This window comes from uncultured Anaerococcus sp., from assembly GCF_963512375.1.
GTDB lineage: Bacteria > Bacillota > Clostridia > Tissierellales > Peptoniphilaceae > Anaerococcus.
In genome coordinates this window covers 44,112-59,652 of the sequence record NZ_CAUPMI010000014.1, presented here as the reverse complement: position 1 = coordinate 59,652, position 15,541 = coordinate 44,112, and the positions used below count along the sequence as shown (strand labels likewise).

The window sequence follows — 15,541 nt, the reverse complement described above, 5'->3', positions numbered from 1 at the left end:
ACAAAATGCTTATAAAACTGCTTAAAATGCAGGATTTCTAAATTTACATCTTTTGTATCAACGCTATAGTCTCCACATGCATGGTCTGTGGGAACATGTCTACTGCCTTGATTTTTTCTAGTTTGTAGCCTTCATTTTCGAATCTTTTTATATCTCTAGCTAGGGTTTGGGGGTTGCAGGAGATGTAGATTATTTCTTTGGTGGTGGTTTTGCCTATGGATTTGATTAAGGCTTTGTCTAGGCCTGCTCTTGGTGGGTCTACTATTATTGTGTCTATTTTTTCATTTTTTATGAATTTTTCGTCTATATATTTGGCGTTTTTGGCGAGGAATTTGAAGTTATCTAGATCGTTTATTTCTGCATTTATTTTGGCATCTTTTATTGCATTTTTGTTTATTTCTACTCCTACCAGATTATCTCCATTTATTGCTATGGATGATGTGGCTGATCCGCAGTATAGGTCTAGGACTCTTTTGTTTTCTCCTAGGAAGTCTCTTGCTGTCTGATAGAGATTTTGTATCTGATAATCATTTACTTGGTAGAAGTCATTTAGGCTTATCCTAAACTTCTTGTCAAATATTTGATATTCTAGATAGTCTTTGCCTGATATATTGCCTTGTCCTATTATGTTTATGCTATATTTACTGCTTGCATATTTTTCTCTTATGTAAGCTAGGGCCTTGTTATTTTCTTCTACTTCTAGATTTAGCATTATTTCTTTGCTATTTGTTCTGATTGTTATTTCTTTTATGAAGGAAGAATATTTGTTATTTATATCTTTTGTTATTTCTTCGATTGATGGGAGATTTTCTGAGATTATTTTTCTTGCTAGAAGACAATCTTTTATTTCTACTAGGTCATTTGTCCCTATTTTATTGTAGGCTAGTTTTCCTTCTTTTGTTACTTGGAGTCTAATTTTATTTCTATAGTGAAGATTTTCAGATTCTATTATTTCTATGTCCTCTAGTTCTATATTTGCTGTTTTTTTGAGGGCTGATTGGATTAGGTTTTTCTTTAATTGTATTTGAGCATTATAAGTGATATCCATAATAGTACAAGCTCCACATTCATAAAAATATGGACATGGAGCTTGTCTTTGTACTGGGCTTTCTTTGATTGTTTTTATTTTTTTGGCTTCGTAGAAATTTTTATTTTCATTTATTATTTCTATTTCGCATATCTCACCGAATGTAGCCTTTTCGATGAAGGCAATCTTATCGGGTGTCTTTCCGACTCCTCGCCCGTCTTGTAGGATATCAGTTATTTTGATATCTGTGTATTTCATTATATTACTTTTGTTTCTCCGCTGTAGATTACTCCGCCTATTGGATCTACTGTAATTATTTGACCATCTTCCATTAGGCTTTGAGCATTTGCTGCACCTACTACTGCTGGGATTCCAAAGTGTACCGCAGCTACTGCTGTATGGCTTGTTAGTCCGCCTGTTTCTGTGACTACTGCTGATGCTTTTTCGATGAATTCTGTGATATCTGAATCTGTGAATTTGGCTACTATGATGTCGCCATCTTCAAATTTGTGTTCTAGTTCTTTTCTTGTTGAACCAATTACTACTTTTCCTGATACAGATTTAGCACCTATTCCTGTTCCTGATGTGATGATATCACCTATTACGTGAACTTTTATTAGGTTTGATGATCCGCTTACACCTAGTGGTACCCCTGCTGTTACCACTGTTAGGTCACCTTCTTCTAGGTAGCCTTCTGATAGGCCGCCTACTATTGCTCTTTCGATTAATTCATCTGTTTCGTGAGCTTCTTGGATTACTAGTGGGTATACGCCCCATACTACTGATAGTTGTCTTGCAACTCTGTCTGTTGTTGTTGCTGCAATTATATTTGTTCTTGGTCTAAATTTAGAAATTATTCTTGATGTATTACCGCTTGATGTACATGAGATTATTGCTCTTGCATCTAATTCTCTTGCTATTTGACATGTTGATCTAGCTATTGAGTTGGTTGTGTTTCTTCTAGATTCTACCTTGGTGTTGTATACTTTTTCGATGAAGTCATCTGATAATTCTGTTGTGATACAGATATCTCTCATTGTTTTTACTGCATTTACTGGATATTTTCCGCCTGCTGTTTCACCTGATAGCATTACACAGTCTGTTCCGTCTATGATGGCGTTTGCTACGTCTGTTGTTTCTGCTCTGGTTGGTCTTGGATTCCTTATCATTGAATCTAGCATTTGTGTTGCTGTGATTACTGGTTTTGCAGCTGCATTACATCTTCTGATGATGTCTTTTTGTACCATTGGGATTAGCTCAGTTTTGATTTCTATACCTAAGTCTCCCCTTGCTACCATGATTCCGTCAGATGCTTCAATTATTTCTTCGATATTGTCTACACCTTCTTGAGATTCTATCTTAGAGATGATTTTGATGTTTTCTCCACCGTGGTCTTCTAGGACTTTTCTTATATCATATACGTCTTCTTTTTTACGTACGAATGATGCTGCGATTAGGTCGATTCCATTTTCTATACCAAATTTGATATCGTCAACATCTTTTGGTGTTAGTGATGGAAGATTTGTCTTTGAACCTGGTAGGTTAACTCCCTTGTGGTTTGATAGAACACCGTTGTTTTGAACTCTACATACAACATCTGTGCCATCTTTTATTTCGATTACTTCAAGTTGTACTAGACCATCGTCTATGTAGATTTCACTACCAACTTTAACATCTTGTGGTAGACCCTTGTGAGATACTGATACTATATTTTGGTTACCCATTACATCTCTTGTTGTTAGGGTAAAGATGTCATCTGGTTTTAGGAAGATTTCTTTTACGTCGTAGTTTCCAGTTCTTATTTCTGGTCCCTTTGTATCTAGCATGATTGCTATTGGTGCATTTAGTTTTCTTCTTAATCTCTTGATTGTCTTAATTTTTTCTAAATGTTCTTCATGGCTTCCATGAGAGAAGTTTAGTCTTGCGACGTTCATTCCATTTTTGATTAACTCTTCAAGAACCTCTGGTTTTTCACTTGCTGGTCCTATTGTACAAACTATTTTGGTTTTCTTTAAAATTTCTGCTTGCATTTTTACTCCTATCTTGACAAGCTATTTGCTAAGTCGTAAAGATCTTCTGGGAATGTTGACTTAACAGATGTTGCCTCGTCTATACTTACTTCTATTAATTTTCCATTTCTATAACCTATGGCTAGATTTGTTTGCTCTTCTGATAATAATTCTACGGCACGTGCTCCCATTGCTGATCCAAGTAATCTATCAACTGCTGATGGTGAACCACCTCTTTGGACGTGACCTAGAACGGTTACCTTTGTTTCTATGCCTGTTTTTTCTTCAAGCTCATTGGCTAGGGCATATGGATCGCCTACACCTTCTGCTAGGGTAATTAGGTGGTGAAGCTTTCCTCTTTTTCTACCATGTTCCATCTTGGCAATTATTTCATTGATTGAAAATTCATGTTCTGGAACAATTATTGATTCAGCTCCTCCAGCTAGACCTGAAAATAGGGCTAGGTCTCCGCAATGGCGGCCCATTACTTCTATTACTACGGCTCTACCGTGTGAGCTTGATGTATCTCTAAGCTTACCTATGGCATCAGATACAGTTTCTATAGCTGTAAAAAATCCTATGGTGTAATCAGTATAGCCCATGTCGTTATCGATAGTTCCTGGGATTCCTACTGTCTTTATTCCAAGATCTGATAGGGCTTTTGCTCCCTTAAAGGATCCGTCACCACCTATTACTATTAGGCCTTCAATACCATAGTCTGCTAGGATTTGAGCCCCTCTTTTTTGGCCTTCTGGTGTAGTAAATTCAAGGCTTCTTGCTGTTCCAAGAATGGTACCACCCTTGTGGATGATGTCAGCTACTGATGAGATATTCATTTCATAAATATCGCCTTTCATAAGACCATCATAGCCATTTCTTACACCCTTTATCCTCATGGATTTATTTAATGCGGTTCTTACAGCACCTCTTATGGCAGAGTTCATGCCTGGCGCGTCGCCACCGCTTGTAAGTATACCTATTGTCTTCATTATAACTCCTTATTTGACCTTAACATTTTCTTTTCCTAGCCTATCTTCCAATATTTTTATATTTGCATCATTGATTTCAAAATGTAATTTAGAATCAAGGCTTACTAACTTCTTCTTATCTTCAAAATATATTTTTACAGGATTGTTTCCCTTGTGGCCTAAAATTAGACCTTTAATTTCATTATACTCTATAAAATTCATTTTTAAGTATAAAGTTGACAAATTTGTTTTTTTTATATCAATAAATTCACTCGCTAATAATTTTACATCACTTTCATCAGTTTGCAATTTACCTTTAACTATTAGTACATTATCATCTTCGATGAGATTCCTATACTGCTTATAAGTTGATGGAAATATAACCATTTCAATATTTCCATACATATCCTCTAAGGAAGCAAAGGCCATAAGATCTCTTTTTTTGGTTGTCAGTTCCTTTTTATTATTTAGGATACCTGCCATTGTAACATATTTTCCATCAAGCCTTGCCATTTGTCTATCATCTAGATTTTCCCTGTAGTCAGTGGTAAAATTCACTATATTTTCGAGGGCTTCAGCGTTTTCACTTAGAGGATGTTCTGATATATAAAAACCCAAGACTTCCTTTTCCAATTTAAGTTTTATATTTTTAGGATATTCTGCAATATTTGGCATGTCTATATCCCTAGTATCAACATCTCCTGCCATATCTAAGAGATTAATTTGGCCTGTCACATTTATTTTATTATTGTCATGGACTGTAGCTATGGCTTTTTCAAAAATCGCCATAAGCGATGACCTGGTATAGCCTAGGCTATCAAAGGCACCAGCCTTTATTAAAGACTCAATTCCTTTTTTGTTAAGGGCCCTTGAGTCTACATCTTCAACTCTTTCTAGGAAATTTTTGAAGTTTATAAATTCTCCACCAGTCTCCCTTGCCTTAATAATCGCAGCTATGAGGTTGGCTCCAAGATTTTTAATACCTGATAGGCCAAAAATTATCTTTTTATCTGCTACTTCAAATGGTCCGTAGGATTTATTTATATCTGGAGCAAGGACTTCAATACCTAGCCTTTTAGTTTCTGAAACATATAAATATAGCTTTGATGATTGGTCCATTACTGAAGAAATAAGATTGGCCATGTATTCTTCAGGATAATAGTGCTTAAGATAGGCTGTTTGAACAGCTACAAGAGAGTAGGCTGCTGAGTGAGACTTGTTAAAGGCATATTTAGCAAAAGATATCATTTCATCATAAATTGTATTGGCTGCCTTTTTGTCAACCCCATTTCTAATAGCTCCTGGTATTAGGATTTGCCCATCTTCATCGAGTTTGCCGTTTATAAAAATATCCCTATTTTCTTCCATGACGCTCATCTTCTTTTTGGACATGGCTCGTCTGAGGTTATCAGCTTCTCCAAGAGAATAGCCTGCCAGCTGTTGAACTATCTGCATTACTTGCTCTTGGTAGACGATTATTCCATAGGTTACCCCTAGGATTGGCCTTAATTTTTCATCAAGAAATCTTACATCTTCCGGGTTATTTTTGTTATGGATATATTTAGGAATCTCATCCATTGGCCCTGGCCTAAAGAGGGAGTTTGCAGCTATTAAATCATCAAATACTGTTGGCTTGAGGTTTTTAAGGAAGGCCCTCATTCCTGCTGATTCAAACTGAAATAGGCCAATGGTTTGGGCCTTGTTAAATTGTTTGATGACATTTTTATCATTTACGTCGATATTTTCTATATCGATATCAATGCCATAGTTTTTCTTGATATCCTTTATAGTATCCTTGATAACCGTGAGGTTTCTTAAGCCAAGAAAGTCCATCTTTAAAAGGCCAAGCTCCTCTATCTCTGTCATATCAAACTGGGTCACAACTAGGTCATTTGATAAGGCTAGGGGAATTATTTCTGTGAGTGGATCTTTAGAAATAACAACTCCTGCCGCATGGATTGATGTATGGCGAGGAAGGCCTTCTAATTTCCTAGCTGTATCAATTAGCCTCTTGCTTTCTGAATCCTTGTGGTAGGATGCCCTAAAGCTATCAGATTCTGCCAGAGCCTTATCTATGGTCATGCCAATTGTAGCTGGAATTTGTTTAGCTATAGTATCTACCTTGCCATATGCTATATCCAATACTCTACCCACATCTCTTATTGCATTTCTTGCCTGCATCCTTCCAAAGGTTATGATTTGTGAAACATGATCTCTGCCATAGAGGTCATTTACATATTCAACTACCTCATCCCTAAGAACATAGTCAAAGTCTATATCTATATCAGGCATAGATACCCTTTCTGGATTTAGGAATCTTTCAAAGATTAGATTATATTTAATCGGGTCAATTTGTGTAATATCAAGGGCGTAGGATACGATAGATCCTGCTGCAGACCCCCTACCAGGGCCCACTGCTATGTCATTATTTCTAGCGTAATTTACAAAATCCCAAACAATTAGAAAATAATCCACATAACCCATTGAATTTATAACTTCAATTTCTTTTTTAACTCTCTCTATGATTTCACTTGTAGGATTTTTATATTTTTTGCTTATACCTTGGTTTACCAAAAGTTTTAGATAGTCAAGATTGCTAAGGCCATCAGGAAGTTTGGTGTAATAAGGAAGATGAGGCTCGTGGAATTTTATTTCAAGCTTACACCTATCGGCAATCTTTGTAGTATTTTCTACAGCTCTTTCATAGTCTTTAAAAATTTCTGCCATGGTTGCTGGGTCTTTTAGGTAAAACTCCCTATTAGGCATCCTCATCCTATCTTCATCTTTAACCAAGGCGCCTGTTTGGATACATAAAAGGACATCTTGAAGGTAGGAATCCTCCCTTTCTATATAGTGGACATCATTGGTTGCTACCATTTCTATGCCTAGTTTCCTATGAAGATAAGCAACTCCTTTATTGACCTGTCTTTGTTCAGGGATGCCGTGGTCTTGAATTTCTAGGAAGTAATTACCCTTTCCAAAAGCATCTTCATATTTTTTTGCAGTGCTTAGAGCTGCTTCCATATCATTTTCTAGAATTCTTTGATTAACTTCCCCATTTAGACAGGCTGAAAGTGCTATAAGACCTTCTGTGTGGTCCTTTATAAAATCAAAGCTTACCCTAGGCTTGTAATAAAAACCATTTACATAGGCTTCTGATACAATTTTGACCAAATTCTTATAACCAGTCTCATTTTCTGCCAAAAGTATAAGATGGTAATAACGTTTATTAGTAGGGTCTTTTATCTTGTGGTCTTTTTCTGATACATAAACCTCACAACCTATGATTGGCTTTATTCCCTTTTTTGTGGCTTGTTTATAAAATTCTATAACCCCATACATAGAACCATGGTCAGTTATGGCAACCGAATCCATCCCTAGGTCAATGCACTTATCAAGAAGTTTATCTATCCTTGAGTAGCCATCTAGGAGGGAATATTCAGTATGTAGGTGGAGGTGGGTAAATTTTGTAGTCATAATTTCCTTTCAAAAAAAGATTTGTAAGTATTTACAAATCCTTTGCTATTTTGATAAATTTTTGAAGTCTATAGTTGACCTTGGCCTTGGATAGGGGCGGATTTATCATCTCCCCAAGCTCTTCTAATGATAGGTATGGGTTGTCTAGTCTTAGATTGGCAAGCTTTTTGCTAAGGTCATCTAAGTCTTCAAAGACTCCTGCATCCTTTACTTTGTTTATGGCTGTAAGCTGGTTAGCCGCAGCCTTTACAGTCCTATCGATATTTGCATTATCAAAATTATTTACTCTGTTAATATCATTTCTTAGCGACTTGATGGCCCTTACATTTTCAAGCTCAAATAAGGATTTTGTAGCACCAATTATGGCAAGAAAATCAGAAATCTTGTCAGAATCCTTTAGATAGACTATATAGTAGTCATTTCTTGTTGATAATTTTGAATTGAGACTAAAGGTATCCATGGATTCCTTTAAGAGCCTTGCTTCATTTTCATCCTTTGAGACTATCTCAAGATTATAGCCTCTTTGTGGGTCATTGACAGAGCCTCTAAAGATAAAGGCAATCTTTAAAAAACTCTTTATTTCATCAAGCCTTACATCTTCTATATCCTGAAAATTTTCTATAAAGCCTTCAGCCATTAGGCCCACTAATTTATCAGAAACATCGCTATCTTCAACAATTATTACATAGTCCCTCTTATTTTTCTTGTCAGGGTTGTCTTGGATTTCAAAAGTTGGCGAATATCCATAAAGGTCAGCTACCAGCTTATAAATATATCTAGCCTCTCCATTTGAATCTGTCTTGAAAATCACATTTAGCTTTCCTTCAGAAATCCTAATTGAACCTATAAAATGTATAAGACTTATAAGCTCACCCTTTAGGTCAAGAGCTTCTTTTTTGAGGACCTCTTTCTTGCATCTTTGGGAAAAACTCATCTTATTCTAATATCTTATCCTTGATTGCTTGGATAGTCTTGCTATCTACCTTTGCATAGGCTAAGTAGTCCTCAAAGGTACCGTATTTTCTAACTACATAGTCGTAAGCTTCTTTCATGTAATATGGGTCTGTAATCCTAAATACTGAGTATGGTTCGTCTTCTCCATATCTTTCGATATAGCCAAGATGAGCTGATGATACTTCATAATCAGCTATGATATCTCCCCTGTAGGCATTGGCAAGGCCTAGGATAATCATCGAAATAATTCCTGTCCTATCCTTTCCCTCCTGGCAATGATATAGAACTGACCCTTCAGCATTTGCTATTACTTCCATGATTTCTTTAACAGCCACAAAATGATCTATGAGATTTCTATAAGATTGGCCTACCGTCATCTTTCCTGAGATTATTTTATCTATTTCTTCTTGTCTAAATTCCTTATCTGGAGCTAGTGATATGTGATGGAAGTCGAAATTTTCCTTAATTAGCTTATGGCTTGGTGTATCAAGCTTAAGTTCATTTTCTCTTCTTAAATCTATGATAGTTGTAATATTTAAGTCCTTTAGGGCTTTTATATCAACTTCTTTTACATCATCAAGGCTTGCAGATCTAATTATCTTATGCCAAGATGTAGCTTTCTTATCTAGGGTTGCTACCCCTCCCATATCTCTCGCATTTTGTATATTTTCTAGGTCTAATCTTTTTAAATATCTCATCTTACCACTTATCCTTTTCTCTATGTCTCTTAATTAATATATAATCATCATCTTTCATTCTTTCATACATTTTCTCTACCATATAGACAGACCTATGCTTGCCACCTGTACACCCAAATCCTATTGTTAATATGTTTTTACCTTGCTTTTGAAAATCAGGCAAAAGCGAAATAAGCATATCATAGGCCTTTTCCTCAAAATCCTTGATAATATCAAATTGATCTAGATAAGCTGCTAAGGGCTCATTAGTGCCATTTAATGGCTTAAGCTCATCTATATAAAAAGGATTTGGGACAAATCTTACATCAAATACAAAGTCAAAATCAGAGCTAATTCCATATTTAAAACCAAATGATATGAGATTTACAATCATTTTTGACTTTTTATCTAAAGAATTTTCTATAACAGACCTAAGCTCTGCTATCTTATAGTTAGTAGTATCTATTATAGTATCAGATATTTCCCTAATTGGTTTTAGTAAAGCTTTTTCCTTTTCTAGACCGTCTGTTACACTACCAAATTCTCCAAGTGGGTGGGGTCTTCTTAATTCGTTGTATCTTTTTTGAATGATTTCATCATTGCAATAAATAAAGATAATTTCTGTATCTTCATTGGCCTTTTTTAGGTCTTTGATTGATTCGTAGATATTATTATCTATAGAAAATGACCTAAAATCAATTACAACCGCCATTTTTTCTATTGGCTTTTCTTGGTTATTATTTAATTCTATAAATTTCTGAACTAGGTATGATGGAGTGTTATCCATGGCATAGTAGCCCATATCTTCATAAGCCCTGAGGGCTGTTGTCTTACCTGAACCTGATAAACCAGTAATTATCTTTAATTTCATCTATAATTCTCCGACTAATTTTACCTCTCGCTCTAAAGTGAAGCCTGTTTTTTCCTTGACGATAGCTGCCACATGGTTAATAAAGGCTAGCATTTCTGTGCAAGTAGCATCTCCTGCATTGATAATAAAACCGCAGTGCTTTTCACTAACTTGGCAATCTCCCTCTCTAAAACCTCTTAGGCCACACTCATCAATAAGCTTTGATGCATAAGACCCTTCTGGTCTTTTGAAGGTTGAACCAGCCGATTTCTTATCAAGTGGCTGCTTGCTTGTACGCCTATCCCTATAGTCTTTAAACCTGTCTATAACAAGCCTTTTGTCATCAGGCTTTAATTTAAATTTAGCACTTACAACTATCAAATTATCTTCAAAAACCCTAGAGTGCCTATAGGAAAAGTGCATATCAGCATTGTTAAAGGTGTGGAGATTCCCCTCATAATCAAAGGCCTTTACTTCTACAACTATATCCTTGATTTCACCACCATAGGCTCCAGCATTCATAGCGATGGCCCCTCCAACAGAACCAGGTATACCTGAAATCTCTTCCATGCCAGCAAGGCCTATTTCTATTGCTGCCCTGCTTGCTTTAATAAGAGCAGTTCCAGATAGGGCTGTTAGGTAATTATCTTCTATTTTTACATCATCAAAATTATCTGCAAGGACTATCACACAACCCCTGATGCCCTTATCAGATACCAAAAGATTTGTACCCTTGCCTATAACATTAGTTTCTATCTTATTTTCATAGTTAAATTTTAGAAGGGCCTCAAGCTCTTCAACTGTACTTGGTAAGGCTAGGGCATCTGCCACTCCTCCTATGCCAAAATTTGTGTAGTTTTTTAATTGTTCGCCAAATAGAATTTGGCCGAAGTTTTTATTTTCATAAAGAGATTTATAATCCATTTAATCCCCCTTAAATTCTTATTTTTATCTTTCCACTATTCACTATACTCTTTATGGACCTAATCTCTCTATAAAAAATAAAGAAAAAATTTGTAATTTTGTCTAATCTTTGGTAGAATAATAAAGATGAATAAGGAGGAGGTGTAATTATGGCAAGAGCATGCGATATATGTGGTAAAGGCACAAAAGCAGGAAAATCTGTTACTTTCTCACATAGACAAATAAACAGATCTTTTAAAGCAAACGTGCACAAAATAAAAGCTGTTGTAGACGGCACTCCAAAAACTATTAACGTATGTACAAAATGTGTTAAAAGTGGAAAAGTAGAAAAAGCTTAAGCTTTTTTTAATTTAGTACTAAATTAAAAAATTTACTGGCCCTAGGGTCAGTTTTTTTTTTAATTAAAAATAAAGGGTCACTTGCTTGATTTTGCAAGTGACCCTTGTTTTTAATATTTTTTGAATATCTCGTGATATTTTTCTATTTGGCTTTTGATATCTTTGGCAAAGACATCAGAGCCTACAACTATCTCATCAAGACCGAGCTCTAAGACATTTTCTACATTATCAGTCTTAATTCCTCCATCAATTTGAATTTTAACATCTAACTTATTTTCGTCGATATAATTTCTAAATAATTTGATAGTCTCTTTACTTTCTTCCATAAATTTTTGACCACCAAAGCCTGGATTTACACTCATTACAAGAATTAAATCTATATAGTCAAAATACTCTAAGAGCTTTTTAGGATCAGTTGCTGGCTTTGAGGTAAGACCTACCTCCATCCCCGCATCTTTTATAGCAAGTAGGGTCTTCTTTAGATCCTTACAGGCCTCATAGTGAACTGTAAGCCTATCACAACCTGCCTTTTTGAATTCATCTATATACCTAATTGGATCTTCGATCATAAGGTGGGTGTCAAAGAAATAATCATTCTTATCCCTTATATCAGATATAACCTTGAAACCAAAGGATATATTTGGAACAAATATCCCATCCATAATATCTATGTGGATTATCTCAAGACCTGTTCCTTTTGTTTGGTCAAGGTCAGCCTGTAAGTTGGCAAAGTTACATGAAAGTATTGATGGTGCTAGTTTTACCATTTGTTAAGTCTCCTTTGTTTTAATTCTTCAAAAAGTTGTAGGTAATTTTTATATCTGGACTGGGCAATTTTTCCAGCTTCCAGGTCTTCTTTTACCCTACATGATGGCTCATTGATGTGGTTGCAATCCTTAAATTTGCATGCCCTATCCCTTAGCTCTACGAAGGTGTTCTTAAGGTCATTTTCATCTTCAAGAAAGTCAAAATCAAAGCTATCAAAACCTGGAGTATCAAAGATAAAAGTGTCTTTAGAAATCTTAAATATTTCTGTATGTCTAGTAGTATTTTTACCTCTTCTTGACTTTTGGCTTATCTCGCCTATTTCTATTTCCCTATCTAAAACATTTGATAGGAAGGTAGACTTTCCAACACCAGAAGCTCCTGATACTGCAGAAGTCTTACCCTTTAGGACTTCTAGAATTTCCTCTTTTGGGAAGTCCTTGTAATTGTCAATTTGTATCAATTTATAGGATAAGTTTTGGTAAATCTCTGCAATCTCTTTTATTTTTTCCTGGCTTACTAGGTCTATCTTTGTAAGGATTATTACGACTTCTATGTTTAAATACTCGCACATGGCTAGGTATTTATCAAGGTTGTAGAGATTTAGTGGCGGATGGTCAATGGTAATGAAAACTAAGAGTTGGTCAACATTTGCAATATTTGGCCTTTTTATCTCATTTCTTCTAGGAAGAAGCTTTGTGATGTAAGCCTTATCATCTTCTAGGACCTCTACTTCGACATTATCACCTACCAAGGGCTTTTTATCCCTTACCCTGAAATTACCACGAGCCTTGGCCATTAATAGGCTCTCTTCAGTGGCTACATAATATAATTCTTTTTGACTTTTAATTATTTTACCAATCATCTAATTAACTGTATATACTCCATATGATTCATCATCTACTAAGACTTCTACTTTGCTACCTGACGTTGACATTACTTTAAGTGATAGGACTCCATTTTCATTTAGCTCTGCTGATGAATGATAATCATCATAAATTATTTGAGACCTATTGCCTTGTTTGTCTATTTGGTAGACTTTGACGTTGAAACTATCCTTATCACTTGCTACATTTAGTTTAAGTTCTACTTGTCTATTTGGACTTTGTTCTTCTTTTTCTTCCTCACCTAGGCTTATGGTCAAATCAATTGCTGAATCTTCTTTTACTTCGGTTCCTGCTCCTATTGACTGGTTCATTACTAGACCTTTTTGGGTGTTTGTTGAATGTCTATAGTCTACATTTCTTACCTTTAGTCCTGCATTCTTTGCACTTGCAATAGCATCTTGCTCACCCATGCCCAAAAGATTTGGCACTTCTACTATTTCTGTTGTATCTTCAGGACCTACTGATATTACAAGACTTACCTCAGAACCTGATTGGACGCTGGCTCCTGCTGATGGTTCTTGTCTTATAACTAGATCTTTTTCTACGCTATTAGAATAATCTGTGGATGTCGTTCCTAATTTTAAGCCCAATTCCTTAAGGGTTTCTTCTGCCTGGCTTAGATTCATATTTTTTAGCTGAGGCACTTCTACTTCCCTACCCGATGAGATTACTAAATATACTACGCTACCTTTTTTGGCCTTAGTAGATGCTTCGGGATCTTGGCTCATGACCTTGCCCCTTTCATACTCATCACTTTCTGCAGTCCTAGAGATATTAGCCTTGAAGCCTCTCATTTCTAGTTGCTTTACTGCCTGCTCTTGGGTGAGGTTTACTACTGTTGGGATTTCTATTTCATCCTTATTAAATCTTGTTGAGAAGAAATAAACAGCTGCTACCAAAATAAAGGCTAATAGGGCTAAAGGCCAAATCTTTATGGATGTCTTTTTAGGTCCTTTTTTTACTTTCTCTTCAGGAGTTGAAACATAAACTGCTTCCTTATCATCTTCCTTTTCTACGTAGAAATCATCTGCATCATTCTTTTCCTTCTTAGGAACAACTATAGGAATTCTAGCTGTATCTTCAAATTCTTCGGTATTTTTTAAGATAGATTCATCGTCTAAAGCTTCTATCAATTCGGTCGCATTTTGAAATCTTTCTGTTGGATCTTTTTTAAGAAGCTTCATGATTATATAATTTAAATGTTTGGATAGGTCAGGGTTCAACTCTCTTGGTGGAATTGGGTCATCTTGTATATGCATAACTGCAATTCCCACTGAATTGTCTGCATCAAATGGCACCCTGCCTGTCGCCATTTCATACATCACAGCCCCAAGCGAATATAGGTCAGACTTTTGATCTACTATCTTACCTTTTGCTTGTTCTGGTGATATATAGTGGACCGTTCCCAAAATTGAGCTAGTGTAGGTGATTGTAGCATTTGATGATACCCTTGCTATACCAAAGTCAGTTACCTTGGCTAGACCAAACTTATCTATCAATATGTTTTGTGGTTTGATATCCCTATGGACAATACCCGATGCATGGGCTGATTTAAGAGCCTGGGCTATCTGGGTTGAATAATCTATAATGTCATAATTAGGTAGGATTTTTTCCCTAACTATCAAATCTTTTAGGGTTTCACCCTCTACATATTCCATTACTATATATTGGATTAGCTTGCCATTTAGCATGTCCTTGCCAATATCATAGACATTTACAATATTAATATGGCTAAGTCTTGCCGCAGATTGGGCCTCATTATTAAATTTCTTTAAAAATTCATCATCTTCAGCGTATTGGTCTTTGAGGACCTTGATGGCTACAAACCTACCTAGGAGCCTATCCTTGGCCTTATAGACCTTAGCCATTCCTCCCACACCAATCTCTTTGATGATTTCATATCTACTATCTAAAACTATATTTTCCATACTACCCTCTTATAGTAAAATCGTTGTTACTGTAATATTATCTCTTCCGCCATTGTTGATAGCTTCTTCGATTAGAAGGGATGATATTTCATAAGGATCAGTTTTGTCTTTTACTATATTTTCTATTTTTTCATCACTTATTTCATTTGTCAGACCGTCTGTAACCATCAAAACTAGATCACCGTCTTCCATGTCAAAACTTCTGCTATCAGGTTTGATTTTTTCTTCTGTTCCTACAGCCTTTGTGATGGCTGATTTATTTATGAAGTTTTCAGCCTCATCTTCTGTTAAAGAACCAGAATCTAGCAAATCATTTACAAGAGAATGGTCACGAGTTAGCCTTTTAAGCTGTCTATCTCTATAGATGTAGGCTCTTGAATCACCTAGGTGAGATAGGTGGTAGACTTTGTTTTTATGGTCTATACATAGGCATACCACTGTTGTACCCATCCTGTCATAGTCTTCTGTGCATGATAGGGAGAAAATCTCCTTATTAGCATATCTTATGGCTTCCTCTTGAAGCTTTAATAGGGAGTCATAAGCTGATAGATCAGCCCCTTTTACATAATCTATAAATAAGTTTGCAGCCATTTTGCTTGCAAGTTCTCCCTTGCTGTGGCCTCCCATTCCATCGGCTACTATGAAGAAGTCAACATCATTTAAGCTAACATTAGAAAATGAATCCTCATTTTCCTTACGAATTCTACCAATATTTGTAATTGACGAAAATTTCATTC

At 35.8% G+C, this 15,541-nt stretch carries 13 protein-coding genes; 1 reads left to right on the top strand and 12 read right to left on the bottom strand.

Annotated features, from left to right (window positions below):
* Nucleotides 1-43 precede the first annotated feature (43 nt).
* The 8 genes from rlmD to murB are packed head-to-tail and all read right to left on the bottom strand — an operon-like array spanning nucleotide 44 to nucleotide 10,886.
* Nucleotides 44-1,285, bottom strand: coding sequence for a 23S rRNA (uracil(1939)-C(5))-methyltransferase RlmD (rlmD, locus tag RRB46_RS07265; RefSeq protein ID WP_311538026.1), 1,242 nt, complete (start codon nucleotides 1,283-1,285; stop codon nucleotides 44-46).
* A complete protein-coding gene (gene pyk / locus RRB46_RS07260) occupies nucleotides 1,285-3,057 on the bottom strand; it encodes a pyruvate kinase (protein WP_311538025.1) in 1,773 nt (590 codons plus the stop codon). The genes rlmD and pyk overlap by 1 nt, the downstream gene beginning before the upstream one ends.
* 8 nt (nucleotides 3,058-3,065) lie before the next feature.
* On the bottom strand, nucleotides 3,066-4,025 hold the full coding sequence (pfkA, locus tag RRB46_RS07255) for a 6-phosphofructokinase (protein ID WP_106460076.1): 960 nt from the start codon (nucleotides 4,023-4,025) through the stop codon (nucleotides 3,066-3,068).
* Nucleotides 4,026-4,034: 9 nt separating this feature from the next.
* Entirely contained in the window at nucleotides 4,035-7,481 is a 3,447-nt protein-coding gene (locus tag RRB46_RS07250; RefSeq protein ID WP_311538024.1) for a DNA polymerase III subunit alpha, read from the bottom strand.
* Between the two features lie 31 nt (nucleotides 7,482-7,512).
* Complete coding sequence (gene whiA, locus RRB46_RS07245; RefSeq protein WP_311538023.1) at nucleotides 7,513-8,415, bottom strand: DNA-binding protein WhiA; 903 nt, start codon at nucleotides 8,413-8,415, stop codon at nucleotides 7,513-7,515.
* Between the two features lies 1 nt (nucleotide 8,416).
* Nucleotides 8,417-9,133, bottom strand: coding sequence for a tyrosine-protein phosphatase (locus RRB46_RS07240; protein WP_311538022.1), 717 nt, complete (start codon nucleotides 9,131-9,133; stop codon nucleotides 8,417-8,419).
* Between the two features lies 1 nt (nucleotide 9,134).
* Nucleotides 9,135-9,983, bottom strand: coding sequence for an RNase adapter RapZ (rapZ, locus tag RRB46_RS07235; RefSeq protein WP_311538021.1), 849 nt, complete (start codon nucleotides 9,981-9,983; stop codon nucleotides 9,135-9,137).
* On the bottom strand, nucleotides 9,984-10,886 hold the full coding sequence (gene murB, locus RRB46_RS07230) for a UDP-N-acetylmuramate dehydrogenase (protein WP_311538020.1): 903 nt from the start codon (nucleotides 10,884-10,886) through the stop codon (nucleotides 9,984-9,986). It lies immediately after the preceding gene.
* 149 nt (nucleotides 10,887-11,035) lie between these two features.
* Here murB and rpmB point away from each other — a divergent pair, with 149 nt between their 5' ends.
* Nucleotides 11,036-11,224, top strand: a complete 189-nt coding sequence (rpmB, locus tag RRB46_RS07225) for a 50S ribosomal protein L28 (protein WP_311538019.1) — start codon at nucleotides 11,036-11,038, stop codon at nucleotides 11,222-11,224.
* Between the two features lie 110 nt (nucleotides 11,225-11,334).
* On the opposite strand, the gene rpe is transcribed toward rpmB, so the two are convergent.
* The 4 genes from rpe to RRB46_RS07205 are packed head-to-tail and all read right to left on the bottom strand — an operon-like array spanning nucleotide 11,335 to nucleotide 15,539.
* Nucleotides 11,335-11,991 carry a ribulose-phosphate 3-epimerase gene (gene rpe / locus RRB46_RS07220; protein ID WP_311538018.1) on the bottom strand — a complete coding sequence of 219 codons (657 nt, stop codon included), beginning with the start codon at nucleotides 11,989-11,991 and terminating at the stop codon, nucleotides 11,335-11,337.
* Complete coding sequence (gene rsgA, locus RRB46_RS07215; protein ID WP_297689843.1) at nucleotides 11,985-12,854, bottom strand: ribosome small subunit-dependent GTPase A; 870 nt, start codon at nucleotides 12,852-12,854, stop codon at nucleotides 11,985-11,987. The genes rpe and rsgA overlap by 7 nt, the downstream gene beginning before the upstream one ends.
* On the bottom strand, nucleotides 12,855-14,804 hold the full coding sequence (gene pknB / locus RRB46_RS07210; RefSeq protein ID WP_311538017.1) for a Stk1 family PASTA domain-containing Ser/Thr kinase: 1,950 nt from the start codon (nucleotides 14,802-14,804) through the stop codon (nucleotides 12,855-12,857).
* Between the two features lie 9 nt (nucleotides 14,805-14,813).
* Complete coding sequence (locus tag RRB46_RS07205) at nucleotides 14,814-15,539, bottom strand: Stp1/IreP family PP2C-type Ser/Thr phosphatase (protein WP_297689847.1); 726 nt, start codon at nucleotides 15,537-15,539, stop codon at nucleotides 14,814-14,816.
* Nucleotides 15,540-15,541 lie beyond the last annotated feature (2 nt).